Annotated in this window: 19 protein-coding genes and 2 pseudogenes; 2 read left to right on the forward strand and 19 right to left on the reverse strand. The window is 61.1% G+C overall.

The features are described 5' to 3' along the window. Window positions 1-321: 321 nt before the first annotated feature. Window positions 322-521 (forward strand): annotated as a pseudogene (locus LXT13_RS29040) (transposase); the annotation flags it as partial. A 40-nt stretch (window positions 522-561) separates the two neighbouring features. Here the strand turns inward: LXT13_RS29040 and LXT13_RS29045 are convergent. The 19 genes and pseudogenes from LXT13_RS29045 to pstS all read right to left on the reverse strand — a co-directional run. Then, window positions 562-1,036 (reverse strand): annotated as a pseudogene (locus tag LXT13_RS29045) (IS3 family transposase); the annotation flags it as partial. A 239-nt stretch (window positions 1,037-1,275) separates the two neighbouring features. Further along, window positions 1,276-2,013 (reverse strand): YbhB/YbcL family Raf kinase inhibitor-like protein, encoded by a 738-nt coding sequence (locus LXT13_RS25855; protein WP_233375206.1) that lies wholly within the window; start codon window positions 2,011-2,013, stop codon window positions 1,276-1,278. Window positions 2,014-2,123: 110 nt separating this feature from the next. Then, a complete protein-coding gene (locus LXT13_RS25860) occupies window positions 2,124-3,587 on the reverse strand; it encodes a lipopolysaccharide biosynthesis protein (protein WP_233375207.1) in 1,464 nt (487 codons plus the stop codon). 143 nt (window positions 3,588-3,730) lie between these two features. Next, the gene (locus tag LXT13_RS25865; protein ID WP_233375208.1) at window positions 3,731-4,852 is read right to left on the reverse strand and encodes a DUF1972 domain-containing protein; all 1,122 of its coding nucleotides are present in this window, start codon (window positions 4,850-4,852) and stop codon (window positions 3,731-3,733) included. 3 nt (window positions 4,853-4,855) lie between these two features. Then, the gene (locus LXT13_RS25870; protein WP_233375209.1) at window positions 4,856-6,076 is read right to left on the reverse strand and encodes a glycosyltransferase family 4 protein; all 1,221 of its coding nucleotides are present in this window, start codon (window positions 6,074-6,076) and stop codon (window positions 4,856-4,858) included. Between the two features lie 7 nt (window positions 6,077-6,083). Further along, window positions 6,084-7,112: a glycoside hydrolase family 99-like domain-containing protein gene (locus tag LXT13_RS25875; protein ID WP_233375210.1), complete on the reverse strand. Its 1,029-nt coding sequence runs from the start codon at window positions 7,110-7,112 to the stop codon at window positions 6,084-6,086. Between the two features lie 20 nt (window positions 7,113-7,132). Then, entirely contained in the window at window positions 7,133-7,984 is an 852-nt protein-coding gene (locus LXT13_RS25880) for a glycosyltransferase family 2 protein (RefSeq protein WP_233375211.1), read from the reverse strand. Between the two features lie 834 nt (window positions 7,985-8,818). Then, a complete protein-coding gene (locus LXT13_RS25885; protein ID WP_233375212.1) occupies window positions 8,819-9,718 on the reverse strand; it encodes a polysaccharide pyruvyl transferase family protein in 900 nt (299 codons plus the stop codon). 9 nt (window positions 9,719-9,727) lie between these two features. After that, window positions 9,728-10,654, reverse strand: a complete 927-nt coding sequence (locus LXT13_RS25890; protein WP_233375213.1) for a glycosyltransferase family 2 protein — start codon at window positions 10,652-10,654, stop codon at window positions 9,728-9,730. Then, complete coding sequence (locus LXT13_RS25895) at window positions 10,654-11,985, reverse strand: O-antigen ligase family protein (RefSeq protein ID WP_233375214.1); 1,332 nt, start codon at window positions 11,983-11,985, stop codon at window positions 10,654-10,656. The genes LXT13_RS25890 and LXT13_RS25895 overlap by 1 nt, the downstream gene beginning before the upstream one ends. Further along, complete coding sequence (gene epsI / locus LXT13_RS25900) at window positions 11,982-12,644, reverse strand: exosortase-associated protein EpsI, B-type (RefSeq protein ID WP_233375215.1); 663 nt, start codon at window positions 12,642-12,644, stop codon at window positions 11,982-11,984. Before epsI ends, LXT13_RS25895 begins: the two co-directional genes overlap by 4 nt. Window positions 12,645-12,700: 56 nt before the next feature. After that, window positions 12,701-13,567, reverse strand: coding sequence for an exosortase B (gene xrtB, locus LXT13_RS25905; protein WP_233375216.1), 867 nt, complete (start codon window positions 13,565-13,567; stop codon window positions 12,701-12,703). Between the two features lie 50 nt (window positions 13,568-13,617). Then, window positions 13,618-14,475: a polysaccharide biosynthesis tyrosine autokinase gene (locus tag LXT13_RS25910; RefSeq protein WP_233375217.1), complete on the reverse strand. Its 858-nt coding sequence runs from the start codon at window positions 14,473-14,475 to the stop codon at window positions 13,618-13,620. A gap of 40 nt (window positions 14,476-14,515) precedes the next feature. After that, the gene (gene epsF / locus LXT13_RS25915; RefSeq protein ID WP_233375218.1) at window positions 14,516-15,934 is read right to left on the reverse strand and encodes a chain length determinant protein EpsF; all 1,419 of its coding nucleotides are present in this window, start codon (window positions 15,932-15,934) and stop codon (window positions 14,516-14,518) included. A gap of 24 nt (window positions 15,935-15,958) precedes the next feature. After that, entirely contained in the window at window positions 15,959-16,786 is an 828-nt protein-coding gene (epsE, locus tag LXT13_RS25920) for a polysaccharide export protein EpsE (protein WP_349254867.1), read from the reverse strand. Window positions 16,787-16,794: 8 nt separating this feature from the next. Then, entirely contained in the window at window positions 16,795-17,760 is a 966-nt protein-coding gene (locus tag LXT13_RS25925) for an EpsD family peptidyl-prolyl cis-trans isomerase (protein WP_233375220.1), read from the reverse strand. Between the two features lie 229 nt (window positions 17,761-17,989). Further along, a complete protein-coding gene (ubiE, locus tag LXT13_RS25930) occupies window positions 17,990-18,721 on the reverse strand; it encodes a bifunctional demethylmenaquinone methyltransferase/2-methoxy-6-polyprenyl-1,4-benzoquinol methylase UbiE (RefSeq protein WP_233375221.1) in 732 nt (243 codons plus the stop codon). A 155-nt stretch (window positions 18,722-18,876) separates the two neighbouring features. After that, entirely contained in the window at window positions 18,877-19,269 is a 393-nt protein-coding gene (locus LXT13_RS25935; protein ID WP_233375222.1) for a gamma-butyrobetaine hydroxylase family protein, read from the reverse strand. A 14-nt stretch (window positions 19,270-19,283) separates the two neighbouring features. Beyond that, window positions 19,284-20,330, reverse strand: a complete 1,047-nt coding sequence (gene pstS / locus LXT13_RS25940; protein WP_233375223.1) for a phosphate ABC transporter substrate-binding protein PstS — start codon at window positions 20,328-20,330, stop codon at window positions 19,284-19,286. A gap of 113 nt (window positions 20,331-20,443) precedes the next feature. Between pstS and LXT13_RS25945 the strand changes: the two genes are divergently transcribed. Next, on the forward strand, window positions 20,444-22,474 hold the full coding sequence (locus LXT13_RS25945) for a M13 family metallopeptidase (RefSeq protein WP_233375224.1): 2,031 nt from the start codon (window positions 20,444-20,446) through the stop codon (window positions 22,472-22,474). Window positions 22,475-22,536 lie beyond the last annotated feature (62 nt).

A 22,536-nucleotide genomic window follows, 5' to 3' on the forward strand; every position in this document is an offset into this window, starting at 1 on the left:
CGTCTTGGGTGCCAATGCCGACCTATCGCGTCAGCCGCTGCTCCACACGTCATGACCGCGCGCTGCTCGCCGGGGCCGTCCCGTCAGCGAGTCGCGTGGAAATGAATTTTGCAGGTCTGACTAAGTAGTCATGATTAGTAACGTGCCTCAGCAGGCTCGCGCCATGAGCTACCAGGCCCGCAATCTGAACTCCGAACCACCCCGGAGTACAGACGATAGCGTTCAACGTCATCTAGTTCCGGCATGGCATATCCCTGCGTGAATAGCTGGCCTACTTCGGCAGCGAGGAGCAGTGCGCGACGGCGTTCAATGCCCCCCCCCCGCTGGCCCGAGGCATTTCGCTGCCCACGCTGTGATCGCGCCGAGCACTACATCGTCGGTCAGGTGCACGCCGGCTCTTCCAATGCCAGGGCTGCCGTCACCAGACTTCGCTGACTGCTGGCAGCCTGATGGAGCACATCAAGTCGCCGTTGCGCTTGTGGTTCTTGGCGATCTACCCCATTGGCCGGGCCAAGACCGGGTGGCCTTGCCCGCGTTTCCCGGATCCCATAGCTGAGACCGTTACGCGGCTTGCCTTTGTTGGGCGGCAAGCCATGCCCTCTCGAACTGCATCGGACTGACGTAGCCCAGCGACGAATGAAGTCGTTGATGGTTATAGAACGTCAGCAGCGTCTTGGGTGCCAATGCCGACCTATCGAGTCAGCCGCTGCTCCACGCGCCATGACCGCACGCTACTCGCCGGGGCCGTCCCGTCAGCGAGTTGCGTGGAAATGGATTTTGCAGGTCTGACCACGTAAGTGATGTCGCTCGTCCAGACCCGATCCGGTGCGGCCGGGGTGAACTCACGGTTGAGCAGCTTCTCGGCCACCGGCAGGCCGTGATTGCTGTCGGTCGTGGCCTTGAACTTGCGCTTGCCCCGTGCCCGGATGCCGTGCAGCTTCATGAGCTGGCGCACACGTTCCTTGCCCACGCGGATACCGCGTGCCAGCAACTCCTTCCACACCCGCGGCCAGCCGTATTCGCCGCGCGACTCTGCAAGCTACGGGTTCACCGAATTTTTACGAAATCGGGCGCTCTCGTTCCCCCCTCCGCCCCCCGTCAATCCTCATTCTCGATATGCGGATATGCGTATAAGGGGTGATGGGACTTAAGTTCGGTGGATTGGATGGCGGGTCGGCACTCGTTTCGACGGCAGATGTGCGGCGGTCTCGAGATGGGAACCCATCAACGACATCGCGGGGGCAGCTCACCAAACGAGCCACCTCAGGCAACATACTAACTAAAAATAGAAAATTCGTTACGCAAGTCCACCCCAACACGACGGTAACGCAGTAAGTACTGACTGGCGCGGAACGGATGCGTGAAAAACTGGCGCGGCGGAGTCGCTACGCGGAATAGAGCTCCATTGCCACTTGTCGACTGTGCGTTACCGATACGATAGATAGCACCTGGAAACGGAAGGGCAGACAACGGATGACCCGCAATTGCTAGGTCGCGGTGAATAAAGATGTGGCTACCCAGGCGGCGTTTGATTCCATCCATATCGACCTTTCCATCTTGCTCGAACACGCCAAGAAGGTCTCGTCTAATGATATGGGAAGTCCCGCACATTTCATGAAATCGTGATTGCAAATAACACCAGCCCCCGCCCGACCACAAATAGCCATCTTCGATATTCCACCCAGCATTCGTGCGATTTTGAACCACAAACTCAGCCAGCCTGCAACTTACAAAATCATCAAAATCAACAACCATGACGTGACTATCGGACGCCACGGCCCTCACGCCCGCGTAGATCCTTTGACCTTTGTCCGCACGCACACCGTCGTAATACTCATCGAGCATAGTGGTTCGATCAGGCAAAGCAGGCAACGGCAAATCGACAAACTCTGCACGGCATCCCTTGGGCAAATCAGGAAGATCAGCCCCTCTATTGGCGACGACAATGCACTCCCAGCCAGAAACCGTCTGAGCCGCTATGGACGCAAGGGTCTGGCCAAGATATTTCTTCAATACCGACCAATCCGAAACAGAGCCCTGATGTCGAACTGGAACGATGAATACAAGTGGCGCCGTCATATTACCGTATAGTTTCCAAAGCCTGGGAAGAATGAATCACCAAATTAACGCTTCAGCTTCATTATCTTTATGATGTCTTTCAGGCGCGCACTTGAAGTGCAACCGACAACTGTTGCATACACACCTGCACCGCACGCCATCTCCAGTGCAACACTTTGGAGAGGTGAAAGCGTTAGCCCGTTGCGAACACCAAAGACCACCACCGCCATGGCCAGACAGCCCAAAACAGGTGAAATGAATTGGGCTGCATATTTCGCAGGAGGAACGTCAATCATGCGGCCAACTAAAATTGCCACAACAGGCAGTGTGAGCCAAGTCTTGACCGCAATCCCCAAAAATACGGCGGTCAGCCCAAATGGCGCCAACGACACAATGGTTAGAATGGTCAGGATTTGCTGACCAGTTTGATACCAAGTCCAAAAGCCAACTCGACCTTTCGCTCGGAGCAAAGCCGCCTGAATAATCCCAATGCAGGTGAGCAACCCGATTGAGCAAAATGCTTGCAGGGCGGGAACAGCTTCAACCCAGTGCGCGCCGAAAATCAATGGAATTGCGTCATGGGCGACTAAAGCAAGCCCAACAAAAATCGGAAAGGCGAAAACTGAAGATAAGAAAGTCGTAGCCAAAAAAACCTCTCGAAGTTTTTCTGGTTCATCTTGCATCGAAGACAACAAAGGATACGCAACACCCGCAAGCGCACCAGACAATACGTCATTAATTATCTGGAATATTCGACGAGAAAAAGCGTAAAGCCCGAGCGCCAAACTATTAAGTAGCGCACCAATCAATAGCTGTTCAAAGTTAATGGCTGTGATCAGTCGACCGAAAGAAGCATAGCCTCCGAAGCTTTTTAGCTCTTTGATCGCCTGCCAACTAAAGCGTACCGCAGGCCGCCACGACACGGATGTCCAACTCACAGCAAAGACTACCGCAGCGCTAACAAGTTGGGATATAACCAGCGCCCAAAGCCCATACCCATAGTAGAGCACGACCAAACAGACCACCATCGATATAACAGAGGCAATTAGCGTCCGCGTCGCCATCTGTCGAAATTGCATTTGGCGGCTAAGTAACGCAGTCGGTACAACCGTACCAAGATCAAAAATTAACCGCACACCAACCACCGGCAATAATTTTGACAGCATTGGCACGCCAAACCACCCAGCCAGCGGGAACGCCAATATTGCGACACCCGCGTAAAGCAACACCCCCCATAGCAAGCATATCCAGAAAGTGGCATCAAGGTGCTCTGACTTTAAATTAGGCCACTGTATAAGCGCATCACCAAAACCTGCTGGAGAAAATGCTCCAATAGTGGTGACTATTGCAACCGAAAAAGCAACAAAGCCAAACTCCTCTGGGCCGATCACCCGCGACACCAGAGAAAATACTATCAAGCTCGACACAGCCGGAACTACTGCGTTAAAGCCTGACCAAAGAACTCCAGCGAAGGCTCGGCGAGCGCGTCCAGTCTTGTGATGGGATAGATTGCTCTCAGGATCCGTCATATTTTCACAAGCGACAAATGGGACCTAAATTTAGACGCCCAGCCTCAGCGAATATCGAACTTAGTAAACACTATAGACACGTTCACCTCACAAAGCCGGGCCAATATTGAAGCCTAGGACTTTGGAAAGACAAGCGAATATCTTCAAATACAACCTGCTGGATGCCACCGAGTCAACAACTGCTCGTACTGATCCAATATCTGCGGCCAAGTGAGGCCGTCCTGGAAGCGGCGCAAGCTGGCCTCGCTCATAGCGGCCAGCACGCCCTGCCGGCCGAGAACTTCGCCGAGGACATTAGAGAACCCATCGGCTGAAGAGAAATAGCGCGCGCCCTCACCAGCCACCCAGCGATTGAAGCGGTTGTCGTGCGCAATGACCGCATTGCCTGCACCCAGCGCCTCCACTAATGAAGGATTGGTGCCCCCCACCTGATGGCCGTGCACATAGGCCGCGCTATGAAAGCGCAACGCTTGCACCACGGGCTTGTCGTAGATGGCGCCAAGAAAACGCACCTCTGGACCCGCCGCAGCCTTCACTGCGCGGTGATAGGCGTTGGCATCGTTGTAATTGCCCAGCACCGCCAATTGCATGCCGCGCTGGCGTTGGGAGAAGCCACTAACTACTTCCAGGATAGAGTTCTCCGGCTCCGGCCGCGCCACCAGCGTTAGGTAACGCCCCGGCTCCAGCCCAAGTGCTCGCACTACATCCTCAGGCATAGCCTTCACGCGGTCGGCACCGTAGGCGATGGTGGTGATCTTGTCGCCACGCACGCGCGAGCTCAGATGCACCTTAATCTCAGGATGGTCTGCCACCAAGTGGTTACCCAGCCAACACCCCGCCCAGTCATTCAGCCAGAACCAAGTCTTGGCTGCAGCCCCCCACTTGGCGCGCGACCATTCGATGCCATCCATGTTGATGACATTGGGCACGCCCTTGAGCCGCAGCACGGCGCAGAACACCGCCGTGTTGTATCCGAGAGTGATGCAAAGGTCGCGGTGTTGCGCAGCATGCAGCGTCGCCTTCCAGTCGAAGACGATCGTGCTCTTCGCGCCGCCCCCAGCCACCGGAATGCGCACGCGTTCCACGCCCTCCCAGCGGTCCTCGAAGATCGGGCCCGTGCCCTCCTCCTGACAGTAAACGATTACCCGCCATCCCCGACGAACCAAGTGCAACGCCAGGTACTCGGCAAAGGTTTCGAAGCCTCCGTGCGCCGCCGGCACGCCGCGGGTGCCGAGGATGCGCAAGGTCGGTTGATTGGTCTGCATACGTTATTTCCCGTCGCTGTACTTGGAGCGACCGGCCTTTCGAAGATCGTCATAAACCCGCTCGAAGCTATCGACCTGACTTTCCGCCGAGAAGCGCTGCAACTGGCTGCGCTTACCTTCCGCAGCCAGTCGTTCGCGCAAAGCCGCATCGTGTGCAAGCCGATGCAGGGCGTCAGCCAGCGCATCGGCATCACGCGGCGTTACCAACAAGCCGTTCACCTCGTGCTCGACGATATCCAGTAAGCCCCCGTGCGCTGCGGCGATGACCGGCGCCTTCCCGGCCATGGCTTCGATGGCGACCATACCGAAAGGCTCCGGTTCAATAGACGGCACAACCGCAATATCCGCAGCACCCCACACCGGACGAATGTCATCAACGAACGGCACAAACGTGACTGCATCGGCGAGTCCTGCAGTGGCCACCTGGTCCAACAGGACCGTGCGCAGTGCCTCCTGACCAGGCGCCGTATCGCCGACGATGGCGATATGGAGTGCAGACAGCTGCCCCCGCGCCTTTAGTCGCAAAGCGGCCTCGATCAGCAGCCCCTGGCCCTTCCAATGGTTCAATCGACCGGCCAAAACGACCAACAATTGCCCCGCCTTGGCGCCCGTTCTGCCGCGAAACTGCTGTGCCGCCTCTGCTGTGGCGTCCTGTTCGGACGGCAGTCCGTTGAAGATCACGACGGACCGATCCTTGAGGCGTGGCTGATGCGAGAGCAACCACCGCTCGGTCAGGGTTGAGTTCGAGACTACCTTGTCAGAGCCGACTCGCACCAGCCACGGAAACGCACGGCTGACCAGCCTCGGCGACAGGATGATTTCATGCACGTGCCATAGATGCTTCACGCGGCGGCGCCACGCCCACGCGGCGCCACCCAACACCGCCAGCGTGTTCGAGTGAACCACGGCAACCTCGCGCCCCGCGACTACGCGGTCATAGTCGCGCACGGCGGCAAGCATCTGCCCCAGCAATCCGAGCAGCCCCAGCGGCGTGAACACTGCGCGCTTGACCTTCGCAATCGCCGCGACATGGACTTCCACGCCGGCCTCGCGCAATGCGGCAAACAAAGGCCCGTGCTCGGGCAGCACAACGATGGGCCAAAACCGCCCCCGGCTCAAAAGTCCCTTCACCAAATACAAAAGCACCTTGTCAGAGCCATACATCTCGGCTGCCTGATGTACGAACAGCACATTCCGTCGCAAGATACCGCCAGATTCGCTCATGTAGTTCTCACTTCTCGCCGCCCCCAAAAATTGTGCGGACCTTTTCCAGGTAAGTGAATCCGTTGGCCTTGGTGGGCTCTATGTAGGAACCTTCACCAAACTCATTCCAGCAACAGATGACACCGAGGCGGCGGGTCTGCGACGGATTCGCGTCCATGAACTCGCGTGCTGCACGCAGATGCTCTTCAAAGGTTGCGGGATCACCACCGGAAAAGTCATGTCCGCGGTCCTTGCTGCCACCCCAAGGGCGCCTATCCCAACCTTGCGTCATCGGCACGATGTAAGGGATGCCGTGGCGGCCGGCCTGGAATTGCCAAATCTTTCTGTAGTCAGCCACCAGCTCCGCATAACTTTGAGATGGCCGATTCAGGCCTGGATAGTTATAGGCCGACATCGCGTCATAACCGAACGTCGACGCCCTGGGCGTGGTGAACGTGCCGCTCACGAAGAAGATGGGCGGCAGTCCTGCTGTTCGCATCATCTCCTGCGCCTTGGCGATGAGCTTAGACACATCCATGTCGAAACGGCGCGCACGCTCATTTAGGTTCTGGTGATCCAGGATGAACACGACAGGCCGGCCGTCCACCTTGAACGTCTCCGGCCGGCGAAAATAGTTATCGATCCAATACTGCACCATGGCAGAGAAATCCGCTGCCGACGTAGGCGCCTGGTCATGGTTGGCCCACAGCAGCGCGAAGGGCACTCGACTACGGTTCGGGGCTGCGAAATAGGCACGCAGGCTGTGCTCCAGAAACGGCCTGCCCCCGCCCCAATACCAGTCAAACGCCACGTAGCTCAGACCATAGTCATGCATCCAGCCCAGTTGCCGGTTCATGACCTCGACCGCCCCGTCGTCATACCAGCCCAGCATCGGTTCACGCTCCTTGAACGCCTTCAACCGCTGCCATGGCTCCTTGGCCGGGGCCCCGTTTTGGCTATCACGCCAGCCTGGGAAGTAGTAAACCCCTACTTGATACTGTGCGTGCGCATTGCATGAGAGCATAAATGCAAGCAAGAGAGCAGAAAAGGCTTTCATCCGACCTCCGTTTCCGGCAATTACTGCTGAGCAATCGCCTCAAGATAAGACGTGCGGCCTGCTGAAACACGTTGAAAAGTAGGCTTAGAGCGAATAGCAAGTCGCATCATAAAAAGCGCTATAGACGCTCTAGTGGCTACACCGCATTTTGCGCTGGAAAGAGTTTTCTCTATATAAGCGCCAACACCTTCGTCGTAGAAATGTTCCAACTTTCGATAATCCTCGGCCGAACGCCCGTGGTTGTGCCGCACTCGCACCTCTGGGGAATACTTACCATTCCAACCACTTAAAAGGAACCGCATCGCAAGCTCGAGATCCTCACCTGCAAAACGGGCGCCTGCGCCGAATATCGGATCAAAGAGCCCAACGCCGCCTCGAATCGGGTGCAGCCTGAAAGCCATATTAGAACCTTGCACAAAACCGGGCTGCAAAAACCAAGGCTTTCGGAAATATAGCGGCGTGGATCGGTAGAAGTAGCAGCACAAGTAATCCAGCGGATTAAAAAGATCTATCCGACCGGCAACAAATCCCAGCTGCTGATCTTCGAACTCTCGATCTAGCGCCTCAAGAGCATTGACATCGACCAAGCAATCATCGTCAGTAAAAAAAGCAATCTCCCCTGCGGCAATGGCTACAGCAGCGTTCCTACCATGCCCGTTACCTCGCTTTTCTTCATAGATTACGCGACTCGGGATCGGGAGCTTCGATAGCGCACGTCGCGCGGCATCGGAAGTGTCATCAGATGAACCGTTGTCCACAACGATGATTTCCCAAGGCTTACGGAATCTACATTCGCCCAGGGAAGCAATTGCAGCCAGCAATGAATCTCTACGATTCTTTGTGCAAATGATTACAGAAAGCCGCATCGCCATTTCAGCCTTCCCGAATGGTTATTAACAAAATATGCACAGTCCAACGATCCAACGTCGCCGAAATACCGAAATCGACACAACAGTCGCGAGCAATAATGGAATACCGCTCGCCACGCTGAGCGCCCAACCATGCAAAACAGAAATCAGCTACGCCTTGAATCAACGCAGCCCAAAGGACGTCTGCAGCCCGAAACCAAAAATCAAAAAAGCTCTACAAACAGGAATGCACTCACCTCGTTTTGGCCAAATTTTTCCCGCGCAACCAAGTCGGCTGCAACGAAAATAAATAACGCAGCGGCGCAACAAATAAGGCAGAACAATCAACCCAAGCCAAGAATCACGATCTTGGATGGATAGGATCAACGACGAAAGACTCCGTCATAGCGCTGACGGTTTGCAGGCGGGAGATCGAGGGATCTTCACTTGCGTGCAAATGCAACAACCATAAGACCATCTAGAAATAGGCGGGCAGCGAGCGAGAATCTATCAGCACAATAGTTTGTGCTGGTTTTCCTTTGAGGGCAATAACCGCTCTAAAAGCGAAGTCAAGCTCGCACACGAAAGTACACGACATGCTGATCGCGTTGCGACCGAAGCCAGTTACTGCAAATCGACATTTGCCGTTTGAACGACCAGCTCCGGGATAACAGCCAAGCCAAAACACTGGCTTGACCAACTATCGCCACTGAGTCGACACAATCAGCGCAGGCTGCCGGTCCGAAGATTCGCGCGACGAAAAGGAACGAGATCAACCCGGCGATGGTGTGAAACCCGAATTGCGCAATAGGCAGAAAACGCCCCTTGGCCGTGGCCTTAATCCCGTCCATTCGTGAATCAAGCCGAAGCAACAAGTTCCGGATAATCGGCCTTCAGCTTTTCAACCTCTAAGAGCATCGTCTCGTGAGAATTACGAATGGCCGAATCAGAACTTAGCTGCGGTTCGACAGCAGCCACTTTTTGTAGCTGCTGGGCTGTCCTTATCACGAACGCGTCATGCCGAATCGCATTCAGCGGCTTGCCGTGATATTGCAGCTTGCTAGACAAAGACCCTCGTTGCCCCAGTTTAGCTATTACTGCCTCCAGCAGCGATGAGGGCTGGATAGACTGCCATTTAATTTTCAAATCCAGCGCCGATGCCCAGTCTTCCCATTTTGCTCGATGCTGAGAATGAATTGGCTGCGCAGCGATCCACGGCACTCGAAGCGCGTCCGAAACGATTGCTCCATGCATAGCCTCCGTGATAACCACTTCGCTAGCTAGGATCTCGTCTAGAACAAAGTCGACTTCGGCACACGGATCGATATAGTTGATGCCAGCAACTTGACAAGCGTCTTTCCATAAACCAATCTCGGCGCTCTCCCAGTGCGGCATGTAAGAGAACTTATATCTCTTTACTTGTCCCGTATAATTCACAACAGAGCGCAGCAAAATGGCCGAATCCCCGACGCCGCGACTGGGATCAATTCCCAGCGCTTTAGCGGTCATTCTTCCCCGCACAAACCTGATGTCCCACTTATCGTCGATTACGGGCAACGCGGTGTAGCCACCATACCCGGAGCCGAATACAATCTTTCGAGGGGCTTGGGGATGACTTGAAAATAGAATAGAACCTATTCCCAAGAACAGTGATTCTTGACTCTCGTCAAACACGTTGCCAAAAATTTTTGGCCACATCCACCAATTCAACTCGTCGCCGAAATTTGGTCTCACGCCTCGGTAAAAATATAGCTTCAAGTCGACCTCTTATTTGATTTCTGCAGCCATATTTTTGTACCCAGCTGCATAACGTTCTTTGATCAACGAACGCATTTCATCCACAGGTGTGGAAGCAAAGGTCCTACGCAAATGTTTGAGCAAAAACGGATCGCACCAAGCACGAATCAGTTTGAGCCAATATTTGGCTCGTTGCATTCTGTGCTCAAGGTGAGCTTCTGATACCCCGAGCCAATAGGCATAGTCAACGATGTATTCCTTACGGAGCTTGTTGGCGATTTTGTGGAACACCACTGCCTCGGGCGTGTACCAGACCCGACCGCCTGCGGCACGGATGCGGTTGAAAAGATCCACCTCCTCGCCGCCCAGCAGCTTGTTGCCCTTGCGGCCCAGCGCCGGGTCAAAGGCGCCCACTTGCCGCACGGCGCTGGCGCGCAGCGCGAAATTGGCCCCCATCACCTTATCGGTTTCACGCGCGCTATCGAACGGATCGAACACGCTGACGAGGTAGCCGTATTCGCGCGGCAGCCAGTCCGGCAACTCGCTGGCGCCATAGGCCAGCACCTTGCCGCCCACAGCAGCCACCTGCACATCGCCGAAGGGAGCCAGCAGCGCTGGCAACCAGCCAGCATCCAGGTCCACGTCATCATCCAGAAACACGACGATGTCGCCGGTGGCTGCTTGGAGCCCCGCGTTGCGCGCATGGGACAAACCTTGCTTCATCTCCCGCTGGTGCACGCATTGCGAAAAACGCGCTGCCCAGTCCGCCATGACCTGCGGCGTGCTGTCGGGAGAGTTGTTGTCGATCAGCACCACCTGCACCTGCTGCAGCGAGTCAAGCGCGGCCAGATGAGCGTGCAGGCTGTCCAGCGTCTGCGCCAGCATGTCGGCGCGGTTGTAGGAGGCAATGACGATGCTGCAACTGGGCAGCGTCGCGAGCGTCGAACGCGCGGCCATCAGCGCGCTCCCATCCAGGCGGGCGCACGTGCCGGCATGGCCGCCGCAGAACCCGGCCGCGGCGCGGCCCGCAGGAAGACATCGCGATCAAGTGCGAACAGCAGGACTCCAATCAGGATCATGAAGAACAGGAAGTAGTAGCTGATGAGGAGGTTGCCGATGACCGTCGAAAAGACGATGCTGCGATAGACGGCGAATCGTTGGTCGCCTTGCGTCACCGATGCCCTCAGCAGCGCCAGATACAGACTGAGTTGCACCATGAAATAGGCGGCCAGCGTGAACGGCCCGGACTCCACCAGAATCTCCAGCACGTTGGAGTGGCCGGCCAGCGTGCTAATGCGCTCCGCGACCCACGGGTAGACGTAGTTGACCGGCAGCAGGTTTCCCTTGTCCATCGTGACGAAGTTGCCCGGACCGACGCCCGTCCAGGGATGCTGGAAATAGATCTTGAGTCCCGAATACCAAGCCAGCACGCGTGAGAAACCGCTTTCGTTGCCTGTATCTAGCGAATTGACATTGGCGACGATGTTTTCGAAGCCATAGTAGGCATAGGCCAGCAGCAGCAGCGGCAACAGCACCATGCAGGGCAGTTCAACGAACATCACCAGCCCCCGCCGGCCGTTTGCGAGCCGGTACAGCATATGGCTGCCCCAGGCCGCAGCCAGCATCAGTAGGCCGCCGCGCGAGCCGGACAACAGCAGCGCGAAGAAGATGATCGCCGCGATAGTCCAGCGCGCGCCCCGGCTGGTGATACCGGTGAGGGGCTCCCCTCCCGCAATGGCCAGCCACAATGGGAACAGCAGGAAGTACGACAGGAAATTGCCATCCATGTACAGCGAGTTGATGCGCGTGTAAGGGATTGGGCCGAGGAAGCGCACCTCGCTGCTAAGCTGAAAGACGCCGGTCGCCTCCTGTAGAAAGCCGACCAAGGCTACGGTGAGCCCGCTGTAGACGATGCATTTGCCCGTCTTGCGCAGCAGCTGATCGGGCGGGTACTTGGCCGAGTTGACACACAGGTAGAGGTAAACCACCAGCGGCATGAGATAGATGCTGGTGGTATTTAGGGCTCGTTTGCCTGAGTAAGAGAAATCGCTGCTGGCAGTCACGCTCAACGCAGTGAGCAAGATCAGCGCCATGACGGCGGCAGCAAAACGCCTCGCGCTGGGACCGATCTTCCAAGACTGGGATGAGGCACCGCAGTAGCCCACGTAGGTCACGAAGGCAAGCACGAGCAGGAACAGGCGCGTGGGCGACAGATAAAAAGCGCCCAGGTCGATGAGGCGCTCCAACAGCTCGGTCAGACTGCTGAGTACGAGGCCGAAATAGATCATGCCGGAGCCCCGGTCGGGCGGCCGAGCAGGTATTGACGCCCTGAAGGGCTGAGGGCTGCGAGCATGGCTTGCACGAAGTCCTGCTGGACCGCGTATTGCGCCGGCGCGTCGTCGCCCAACGTGGAGACACGAACGAGCAAGCCGTCAGGGATGCTGCCGGCGAGGCCGTAGCGCACTCGGGTGATGCCCTGCTCTACGTTGCCGCGCACGATTTCATCCCCCATGCGCACCCAGTAAGTGATGGGCTCGACCCGCCCGGAGCGGCTGGCCACCAGGTGCATCGCCGGCACGGTGCCGAAGCCCGATTGCAGCGTTACCTTGGCTGCGTCCTGCACGCGGAAGCCCTGGGCGGCATAGCAGACCTCGGGCCGGTGAACCTGCAATTCGCGGCTTTGGTCGCCACCGTAGGCCAGCGCCAGCATGACGCGCTGGCCAGCGCCGTTCACGTAGGTGCGGCTAAGGGTTTGCGAATAGAGCGTGGTGAGAGCGGCGGTAGTGGTGGGATCGGGCGTGAGTGGGATGATGGCCTCATCGACACGCCAGCCGGCGAACTGCACCGGGATGAGCGTCTCCAGAGAGACGCCGGCGTACCGCGCAGCCATGCGCTCGGTGGGGGCCAGCGCCTTCGAGGCGGCTGCGCCGCCGAGCATCAGCACCATGGCCACTGCAGCGGCCGTGATACGGGACTTGGGGTTGTGTTGGCCCACGGCGCACCTCAGCGGGGTTGGGACGACGACTCCCGCACGAGCGAGACGCGGATGAGACTGTCCATGCTGATGATGAGCAGCAGTGCAGCCATGAAGAGCACCATGCCGGCGAAGCCGTGGAGGAAGCCCTGGCCAGCCGCATCACCGAAGTGATAGGTGATGAGCGTGAGGATGATCACGCGGATGACGTTGGCCGTGAAGCTGATGGGCACGATGAGGATGGCCAGCGTCACATTGCGCAACGTAGAGGAGTGCCGCACCAGGTTGAGGTACAGCAGCCCCAACGCTTCAAGTGTGAAGAGTGTGTGCAGGCCGGCACAGGCGTCAGCTACCAGCAGTTGGTATGGGCCAATCTGCAGGATGACGCCGGAGCGGGAGATGGGATAGCCCAGCCAGTACAGCAGGTGCTCGGCCACGATGGACACACCAAGCTTCATCGGCTGCGTGAGGGCGTCCACGACAACGCCGGGCAGCGGCACCAAGAACACCATGAACAACAGCGGGAACCACATGGCCCGCAGTTGCCGCGGGCCTCGCACCAACAGCACCAAGCCGGCGAGCAGCGGAATGACGGAGCCAACCTCCAGCATGAGCACGTCCATGGCGCCGCCGATGGCGTACGCCAGCACGCTGACTAGGATCAGCGGCCACGCGAACAACGGCGCGGGCGCACTGACGGCGACGTCATTGACCTGAGCGCGGACGCGCCACATCAGCCAAATGGCGATGGCCAGCACGATGGGGCCGTGTCCTTGCTCGTCGGAGCTCCAGACAGTGCGCAACAGGCCCACAACGGTGGGCACATACATCGCCAGCACGCCAACGGCCACCAGGAGCCACGGCTTGTTGACCGGCTGCCAGAGCGTTCTCGCCACGGCGGCAAGCTCTCCCATTCCGGCAGCGCGACCACGGATCGGCATGGACGTCACTGGTGATCGTTGATGACGGCACCGACCATGACCGCCGGACTATCAGCGACATCGGCCAACATGCCCGCCAGCGCTTGCAAGCGCGAGCTATTGCGGCGAGCCACGACGAGCGCCGCGCCGGAGCGGGCGGCGATGACGGCTGCGTCGCTCCCGAGCTGGGCTGCCGGTGTATCGACGACGACATGGTCGAATTTGGCCACGAGCTCGCGGATCAGCAGGCCGAAGGCGGGGCGCTCCACCAACTCGACGGGGTTCGGCGGTGTGGCACCGACGGGAAGCACGAACAGACTCGGCACGCTCGGGATTTGACGGATCACCTGGGATTCTGCGCGACCACTGAGGATGCCGGAGAGGCCGACCTTGTTGTCGAGGCCAAAGACCTGATGCAGCCGCGGGCTGCGCATGTCCGCATCGACGAGCAAGGTACGCCCACCGAGCTGCGCTAAGGCAACGGCGAGATTGGCAGCAAAGAAGGTCTTGCCATCGCCGACGTCAGGGCTGATGACCGCCACTGCACGCCTGGGCTGCGCGTCGTTGAAGAGGCGCATCATCAACTGACTGCGAATGGCGCGAACGCTTTCGGCCTGAACGCCGAACGGCTGGTTCAGCACGACCAGCTCTGGGTTGAGCTTGCCTTCATCGCCCAAGACATAGGGGTAATGGAACTGCTGAGCCAACGCAAACATAACGTCGTCCGCACTGGCGAAGCCCAAGGCTATCGCAGCCTCGCCGAACCTCACACCGTGCGTGCGCTGGTGGCTGAGAATGCGCTCAACCTGATCGGCCGAGAGATTGCGGGTTTCGGCAATGATCGCGCCAATCGAGCGATCGGCCAGGGTCTGTTCGCCGAGCATGGGTGCACTGGTTGTCACGAAGCGGTCCTGTCTCGTTCGGTCAAGATTGCATCGACTTGCCAGCCGTCAGCACGGGGAGCCCGGAAAGTCCTAGCCGCCCCGGCGTGAAGCGCTTGGCATTGGGGCCTGGCAATACGCCGAGCACGGGCAGGCCAAGCGCATTGGCCAAATCCTCTGACGAGCGCGCACGACGGTCGAACTTCTCCAGCGTCATGACGACGGCGATGGCGATGACGATGCCAAGGAATACGCCGGCCGCCATGTTGCGCAGCAACTTGGGCGATGCCGCCTCAGAAGGTGGCTGGGCCACCGTCAGGCTGGTGGCATAGCTCTGATTGCTCTGGGCCTCCAGCGCCGTCTGATTCAGGCGAGCTGTCAGCAGGTCATAAGTGCGCTGCGCGTTATCCACCTCGCGCTGCAGCAGCATGCCTTCATCCCGCACGGCCTTCAGCTGCAGCAACTTGCTGCGCTGAGCTTCCAGCGATGTGCGCACCTGTGCTTCGCGCCCCTGATTGATGGTGTTACTAACGCCGACGCCGGACATGACCTTCTTGGTTTCGGCTTCGATGCGGCTGCGCAACTCTGCTGCATTGGCCCTGGCCTCGACGACCTGCGGATGCGCTTCACCGAACCTCGACGTGAGTTCCTTCAGTCGGGCTTCACCACGGGTCAAATCAGCCTTCAGGCCGCTAATGAGCGGGTTGTTCAGCACCTCGGCGAGCTGGTCGCCGCGAGCTCCCTGCGCCTGACCCTGGCGGCTGCTGCTTTCGGCCGAGATGGCCTGCAGCTGAGTGAGCTGGCTGCTGAGCTCGTTCAGGCGCGCGTTCTCGACGTCAAGCCGCTCGTCGGTGGCGATGATGCCTTTCTCCTGCTGATATGCAGAGAGTTTGGCCTGGGCCTTCTCGAGCGCCTCGCGAGCCTCCTTGGTCTGCACGTCGAAGAAGCGGCGGAAGTTCTGCGCAGGGTCGGCACGAAGCTCCAGCGTCGTGGCGATGTAAGCCTGAACGAACGCATTGGCCAACGTCGCGGAGAACCGCGGGTCCGAGCTCTTGTAGGTTACGGTGATGACGTTGCTCTCGCGGCTTGGCTTGATGTCGAGACCCCGCTGCAGGATCTCGATGAGGAACTGCTCGATCGTGCTGTCACCACCGCCCTCCTGCCACTGCTCGCGCAGCACTGGGATTTCGGCCAGCTTCAGGTCGCGGATGACGCGCAGCGCCACACGGTCGCTGGTCATGATGTCGATCTGCGTCGCGATGAAGTTAGGCAAACCCGTAGCTGCGCTACCCAGCGCGGAAACAGGATCCGGCTTGGCATCGATGACGACGCTAGCTTCGGCCTTGTACTTCTTGGGCAGCAGGAGGCTCAGCGCGAGAGCGGCAAGAACAACCAGCGCGAAAGCCAGGAAAGCTGCCTTCTTGCGGGCTCGCAAGATCGCCAGGAATTGAGAGAACGACATGTCCGAACCTTTAGTGAGCGGAAATCAGAACAGGCTTTCCTTGACGTAGACGACGTCGCCGTCCTTCACGCCGTCATCCATGGCCGGCTGTACGACTTGCACCTTGCCGTCAGCCCCCTTGCGGTGCACTCGGATGCCGCGCTCTGTGCCACGCTGGGTCAGGCCACCTCCAGCGGCAAGCGCCTGCATTACCGTCATGCCGCGCTCCAGGCGCATCGGGCCAGGGCGCTGCACTTCGCCATAGATGTAGACCAGCGGCGCGCGATCGACCCAGACGACATCGCCGTTCTGGATCAACACGTCATTGGTGCGGTTTTGCTCCGCGCTGAACACCATAGGCAGGTCGACTTCCATGCGGAACGGCTGACCATTGCGCGTGCCAGTAAGCACAACGATGTCGCCACCGGTGGCAGCCACGCCACCAGCATTGGCCAGTAGGTCGGTCAGGCGCATGTCGGCCGTCTCGATGGGGTAGCGGCCGGGGCGGTTGACCTGGCCCAGCACGTTGGCCTGGTTGCCCTTAATCTGCAGCAGCGTCAGCGTGACCTGGGGCTGCTTGACGAAGTTGCCGTTCTTCAGGCCGTCGGCGATAAGCTTCTCGGCGGCGCCGATGCCCAGACCACCGATGCGCACGTTGCCCAGCAGCGGGAAGCTGACGACGCCGCTCTCGGAGACGCGGGTCTCGAGCGTGAGATCCGGGTTCTGATAGACGACGATGCGGACGACGTCGCCGGCACCGAGACGGTATTCGGGAGACGCAGCTGTGGCAGCGGGGGGTGCGGCAGGCTGCGCCTGGGCGCCAAGAGCACCAAGCCCGAGGGCGGCGGCGAGGAACAGGGAGGTCAATCGCATCGTCTTCATCACTTCAAGCCCATGCCCTTGGAGATGGAAGCAGGATCCAGGCCACTGGCGGCCGGGGCGGGCGCGGCCGCGTCGGACGCGGGCAGTTCGGCAGGTGCTGGCGCGGAAGCCGCGGCCGGTGCGGGCTGGGCGAACTTACCGACGTATTCGATCTTCGAGGTATCGCGCAGCGCCTTCAGGTCCTTCTGCACAGCCTCGGTCTTGCGCTGGTTCAGCAGGAACGCCTCGATGGCCGGACGGGCGCGGGCCTCATCCACTGGCTGGCTTCGGGAGTTGACGAGGTAGAGGATGGAGACCCCGTTGGGCGCGGCGCTGACGAGGGAGTCGCCGTCCTTCAGCTTGGCAATCGTGTCCAGGCTGGCCAGCGGCAGTTGCTCGGCCGGGCGCACGGCCTGATTGCCGGTGAAGCGGAAGTCGTTGGCCTTCAGGTACTCGACGAACTCGTTGAGACTCTTGGACGCGTCGAGCTTGGCGCGCAGCGTCTCGAACTGCTCGGGCTTGGCCTCGACCTGCAGCTCCTGCAGGCTGTAGATGCGGCGGTCCTTGAAGAGGGCCGGCTTGTCGTTGTAGTACTTGGCGATCTCGTCGTTGCTGGGCTTGGCGACGCTCTCACCGACGCGCTCGATGTAGGCGCGGGCGATGATCTCGCGTTTGGCGGCCTCAATCTGCTGCACGACGCGCGGGTCGCGGTCGAGCTTCTGCTCCTCGGCCTTCTGGACGGCCAGCTCCTGGTCAATCAGCCGCTCCAGCACCTGGCGGCTCGCGGCCTCGGCTTGCTCGGGCTTGAGCCCAGGCTGGCGCTGCAGCACGAAGTTGATCTGGTGGACGGTGATCTCTTCCTTGTTGACCTTGGCGGCCGTCTGGGAAGCCTTATCGCCCTTGTCGCCACCGCAGGCTGCCAGCAGCGCCGCAGCCACCACGGCGGTCAGCAGCGAAATGCGGGGGTTGATCAGTCGCTGTGCCATCTTGTCGAGGTCCTTGTTGTGCGTGGAGAAGGGCTCCGCCCCAGGGTGAAGCAAACCAGTGTAGCGGTCGGATATGTCGCTTCTATGGGCAGCTTGTCCCGTTAAAAAGCGCGCCCGAACCGCCGGTTAGAGCCGATTCGGGCGACAAGTTCCCTCACCCCCCGCATTCCTGGGGGTGGGTGGAGAGGAAGGGGATGCAGCGCCGGCGAAAGCCGGGCACCGCTTCAGTTCAGCACTTGATGCCAGCGTGCAGCGCGACGATGCCTGCACTGAGGTTGTGCACGTCGACGTGGCCGAAGCCGCCCGCCTTCATCATCGCCTTCAGCGTGGCCTGGTCGGGGTGCATGCGGATGGACTCGGCCAGGTAGCGGTAGCTTTCAGCGTCGCCGGCGAAGAGCGAGCCCAGCTTGGGCAGGATGTTGAAGGAGTACCAGTCGTACGGCTTGCGCAGCGGCTCGGCGATACGGGAGAACTCCAGCACCAGCAGACGGCCGCCCGGCTTGAGCACACGGCACATCTCGGCAAGCGCCTGATCCTTGTGCGTCATGTTGCGCAGGCCGAAGGCGACGCTGACGAGGTCGAAGCTCTCGCTCTTGAACGGCAGCTTCTCGGCGTCGGCCAGGCTCGTGGGCAGGATCAGGCCCTCGTCTAGCAGCCGGTCGCGGCCCTGGCGCAGCATGGCCTCGTTGATGTCGGTGTGCACGACGACGCCGCTGTCGCCCACCTTGCGGGCGAAGGCGCGCGACAGGTCGCCCGTGCCGCCGGCGATGTCCAACACGCGCTCGCCGGGCTTCAGGTTAGCGACCTGCACGGTGTAGGCCTTCCAGGCCCGGTGCAGGCCGGCCGACATCAGGTCGTTCATCAGGTCGTACTTGGACGCGACGGAGTCGAACACGCCACGGACCTTGCGGGCCTTCTCGCGCTCGTCGACCTGTTGGAAGCCGAAATGGGTTTGAGTCATTGGAGCCCCTCGTTCGACGGACACGACGGCCGCTCCCCCCATGGGGTGAGCGAGGACATGAATCGTCCAGTGGACGAGTCATGCCAGCGAACGGCCGGCTCGGGAGCGGCCCGGCGCTCGGCCCGCTCGGTCGTCGAACAAATAGATGTCATGAGTCAGTGTGAGTGGCAGGAGCCGCCGGTTTTCACCGGCATCGGGTCGTCCCGGCCCTTGCCGGCCGCTGCGAGGCGGGCCTCGTGGTCGCGCCACAGCGCGTCCTGCTGGCTGCCGAGCTTGTAGAGGTGGTCCCAGGTGTAGAGACCGCTGGCATGCCCGTCGGAGAACTCGGGGCGCACGGCGTAATGGCCGACGGGCTCCAGCGCGGTGACGAGCACGTCGCGCTTGCCGGTCTGCAGCACCTCCTGGCCCGGGCCATGGCCCATGACCTCGGCCGAGGGGCTGTAGACCCGCATCAGCTCGAACGGGATGCGAAAGCGTGCCCCATCGTCGAAGGCGATCTCCAGCACGCGGGACTGCTGGTGCACGGTGAGTTCGGTGGGCAAGGGCATAGCTGGAGTGTCCCTCAGAACACCTGATAGGCCGGCACCTGGCCGTCCTTTGGATGCACCTGCGTGAAGCGCGCGGCCAGCCGAGACTGCACGCTGACCGGCAGCGGTGCAAAGCCGCTGCCGCGCGTCAGGTCGTCGCCACGCATGAAGCACCAGTACAGGAACTTCAGCGCCGGCTCGGCCTGCGCCGCGGCGGCGGGCTCGGCGTCCAGCAGGACGAAGGTCGTCAGCGTGATGGGCCAGGCCTCGGGCGCGGCGCGGTCAAGCAGGGAGGCAAGGTCGTTGCCCTGGCGGTACATGTCGCTGTCGAGGATGGCGGCGCGGAAGCCCGCCTCGGTCGGCGAGACGAAGCGGCCGGCGGCATTGCGCAGCCTGACGGCGGCCAGCTTGTCGTGCAGTACGCGGTCATAGGAGACATAGGCGATCGCGCCCGGCGTGCTGCGCACGGACTGCACCATGCCGTCGTTGCCCTCCGCCTTGACGGGCTCGCCCGGCCAGGCCGGCAGCTGCCCCGGAGGCACCTCAGACTTGAAGCGCGTGGACACGCCGGCCAGGTAGCGGCTGAATCCCTCGGACGTGCCGGACTTCTCCGCCCGGACGATGCGACGGATCGGCAGCGCCGGCAAGCCGACGCCTGGGTTCATGGCCGCGATGCGGATGTCGTTCCAGACTTTGACGCGGCCAAGGAAGATGTCGGCCAGCAGTTCGCCGTCCAACTGCAGGCCGGCCGGCTGGCCCGGCAGATTCACGACCGGCACGACGCCGCCCACGAGCACCGGGATCTGCACCAGCTTCAGGCGCGCCAGTTCGCCGGCGGGCAGCGGCGAGTCCGTCCCGCCGAAGTCCACCTGCCGGGCGGAGATCTGCTTGATGCCGTCGCCCGAGCCGGTTCCCTTGTAGGTGACGCTGGCGCCGCCGGCCTTCTCGAACGCCTTGGCCCAGGTGCCGTAGACCTTGGAGGGGAAGGTCGCCCCCTGCCCTGTCACCGCCTGGGCCAAGGCCGCGGGAGAGAGGCTGCAAAGGGACGCGAGGAGGAGGAACAGGCGCACGAACGAAGACATGGGAGGCCGACCGGCAACTTGGTAAAAACCCGTAATCATGCCCTGTACCTTTCGGCCGGTGTCTGCGAAGGGCGCTGTAATCGGCTTTCCACTGGCTTTCACGTTTGTTCCTCATGCCGCGTTTCCAACGCCACCGCCTGGCCCTGGCAGCGACCCTGCTCGGCCTGGCCGCCCATGCCACGGCCCTCGACCTGAGCGGCCTGTCCAAGGACGTCTCTCCCTGCGATGACTTCTTCACCTTCGTCAACGGCAGCTGGGAGGCCGCCACGGTGCTGCCCGCCGGCCGCGGGCGCATCGGCAGCTTCGACGACCTGCGTCAGAACAATGCCGCGGTGCTGGAAAAAGCGCTGACCGAGCTGGCTGACAAGCCGACCCTGCAGACGACGCCGGGCCTCAAGCTCGCCGCCGCCTACTTCGCCAGCGGCATGGACGAGGCGGCGATCGAGGCGCGCGGCACCAGCTCGCTGACCCCGCTGCTGAACCGCATCGACGGCCTGCAACGCCGCGAGGACCTGCCCACGCTGATCGCGCTGCTGGCGCGCAGCGGCGTCGCCGCACCGCTGGGCTGGAACGTCGGGCCGGACCGCAAGGACACACGCCGCAACCTGCTGTCGCTGAGCCAGTCGGGCCTCGGCCTGCCGGACCGTGACGACTATTTCCGCACCGACGAGCGCACCCGCACCGTCAGCGCGGCCTACCGCACCTACGGCCGCACGCTGCTCGCCGCCGCCGGCCGCCCGGTCGACGACGCCGGGCTGGACGCGCTGATGGCCTTCGAGACCCGGCTGGCCGACGCCACGCGGGAGCGCGTCAAGCTGCGCGACCCGAACGCCAATTACAACCCGATGACGCTGGCCGACCTCGCCGCCGCCGCGCCCGGCCTGGACTGGAGCGGCTACGTGGCCGTGCTGACCGCCGGTGCGAAGCTGCCGCAGCGTGTGAACGTGCAGCAACCGGAATTCGCCACACGCGTGGCGGCGCTGGCGGCCGAGACGCCGCTGGAAGTCTGGCGCAGCTATCTGACGCTGCGTGTGCTGGACGCCACTGCCGCGCGGCTGCCGAAGGCGTTCGCCAATGCCCGCTTCGAGTACCGCGACAAGACCATCACCGGCCTGCAGGCGCCGCCGCCGCGCAGCGAGGACGTCATCCAGCAGATCGGCGGCAACTACGGCCAGGAGCCGCTGGCCCTGGCACTGGGCGAGCTGTTCGTCGCACGGGCGTTCTCGCCCGAAGCCCAGCGGCGCGCGGTGCAGCTGGTGGAGGACATCCGCGGCGCGATGCATGACCGCATCGAGAAGCTGGAATGGATGACGCCCGCCACCAAGGCCAAGGCGCTGGACAAGCTGGCGCGCATGCAGCCGCTGATCGGTGCACCCGACAAATGGCCGCGCTTCGAGGGGCTGGAGCTGACCAACACCGACTACGCCGGCAACTGGCTGAAGGTGGCGCTGTGGCACAGCGACCGTGAGATGAAGGACCTGGACGCGCCCGTGGAGCGCACGCGCTGGCGCACCAGCCCGCACATCGTCAATGCGTTTGCCGGCGGGCTGAACCAGATCACCTTCCCGGCCGGCATCCTGCAGCCGCCGTTCTTCGACGCCAAGGCCGATGACGCCGCGAACTACGGCGGCATCGGCATGGTCATCGGCCACGAGATCACGCACCACTTTGATGACAGCGGCCGCAACTATGACGCCAACGGCTCGCTGACCGACTGGTGGACGCCGGCAGATGCGGCCGGCTACAAGGCGCGCGCCGACCTGGTGGCCGACCGCTATGGCGCGATCTCGCCGCTGCCGGGCTACAACATCAACGGCCGGCTGACGCTCGGCGAGAACATCTCGGACATGTCGGGCCTGCCGATCGCATACGAGGGCCTGCTGCGCGCGCTCAAGCGCACCGGCGGCGCGGACCGCAAGGTCGACGGCTACACGCCGGCGCAGCGTTTCTTCCTGAGCAACGCGCTGGTGTGGCGCTCCAAGACGCGCACGGAGTACCTCATCAACCAGCTGCGCACCGATCCGCACTCGCCGTCGCGATACCGCGTGCTGACGCCGATGAGCAACTCGCCATATTTCGCGCAGGCCTTCTCGTGCAAGGCCGGCAGCGCGATGGTGGCCAAGGACCCGATCACCGTCTGGTGACCGTGCGCGGTGGGCCGCCGGGAGGCGGCCCACCATGACCAACGGCACTCGGGACCCCGGGA

This window comes from Pelomonas cellulosilytica, from assembly GCF_021353265.1.
Classification (GTDB): Bacteria; Pseudomonadota; Gammaproteobacteria; order Burkholderiales; family Burkholderiaceae_C; genus Pelomonas; species Pelomonas cellulosilytica.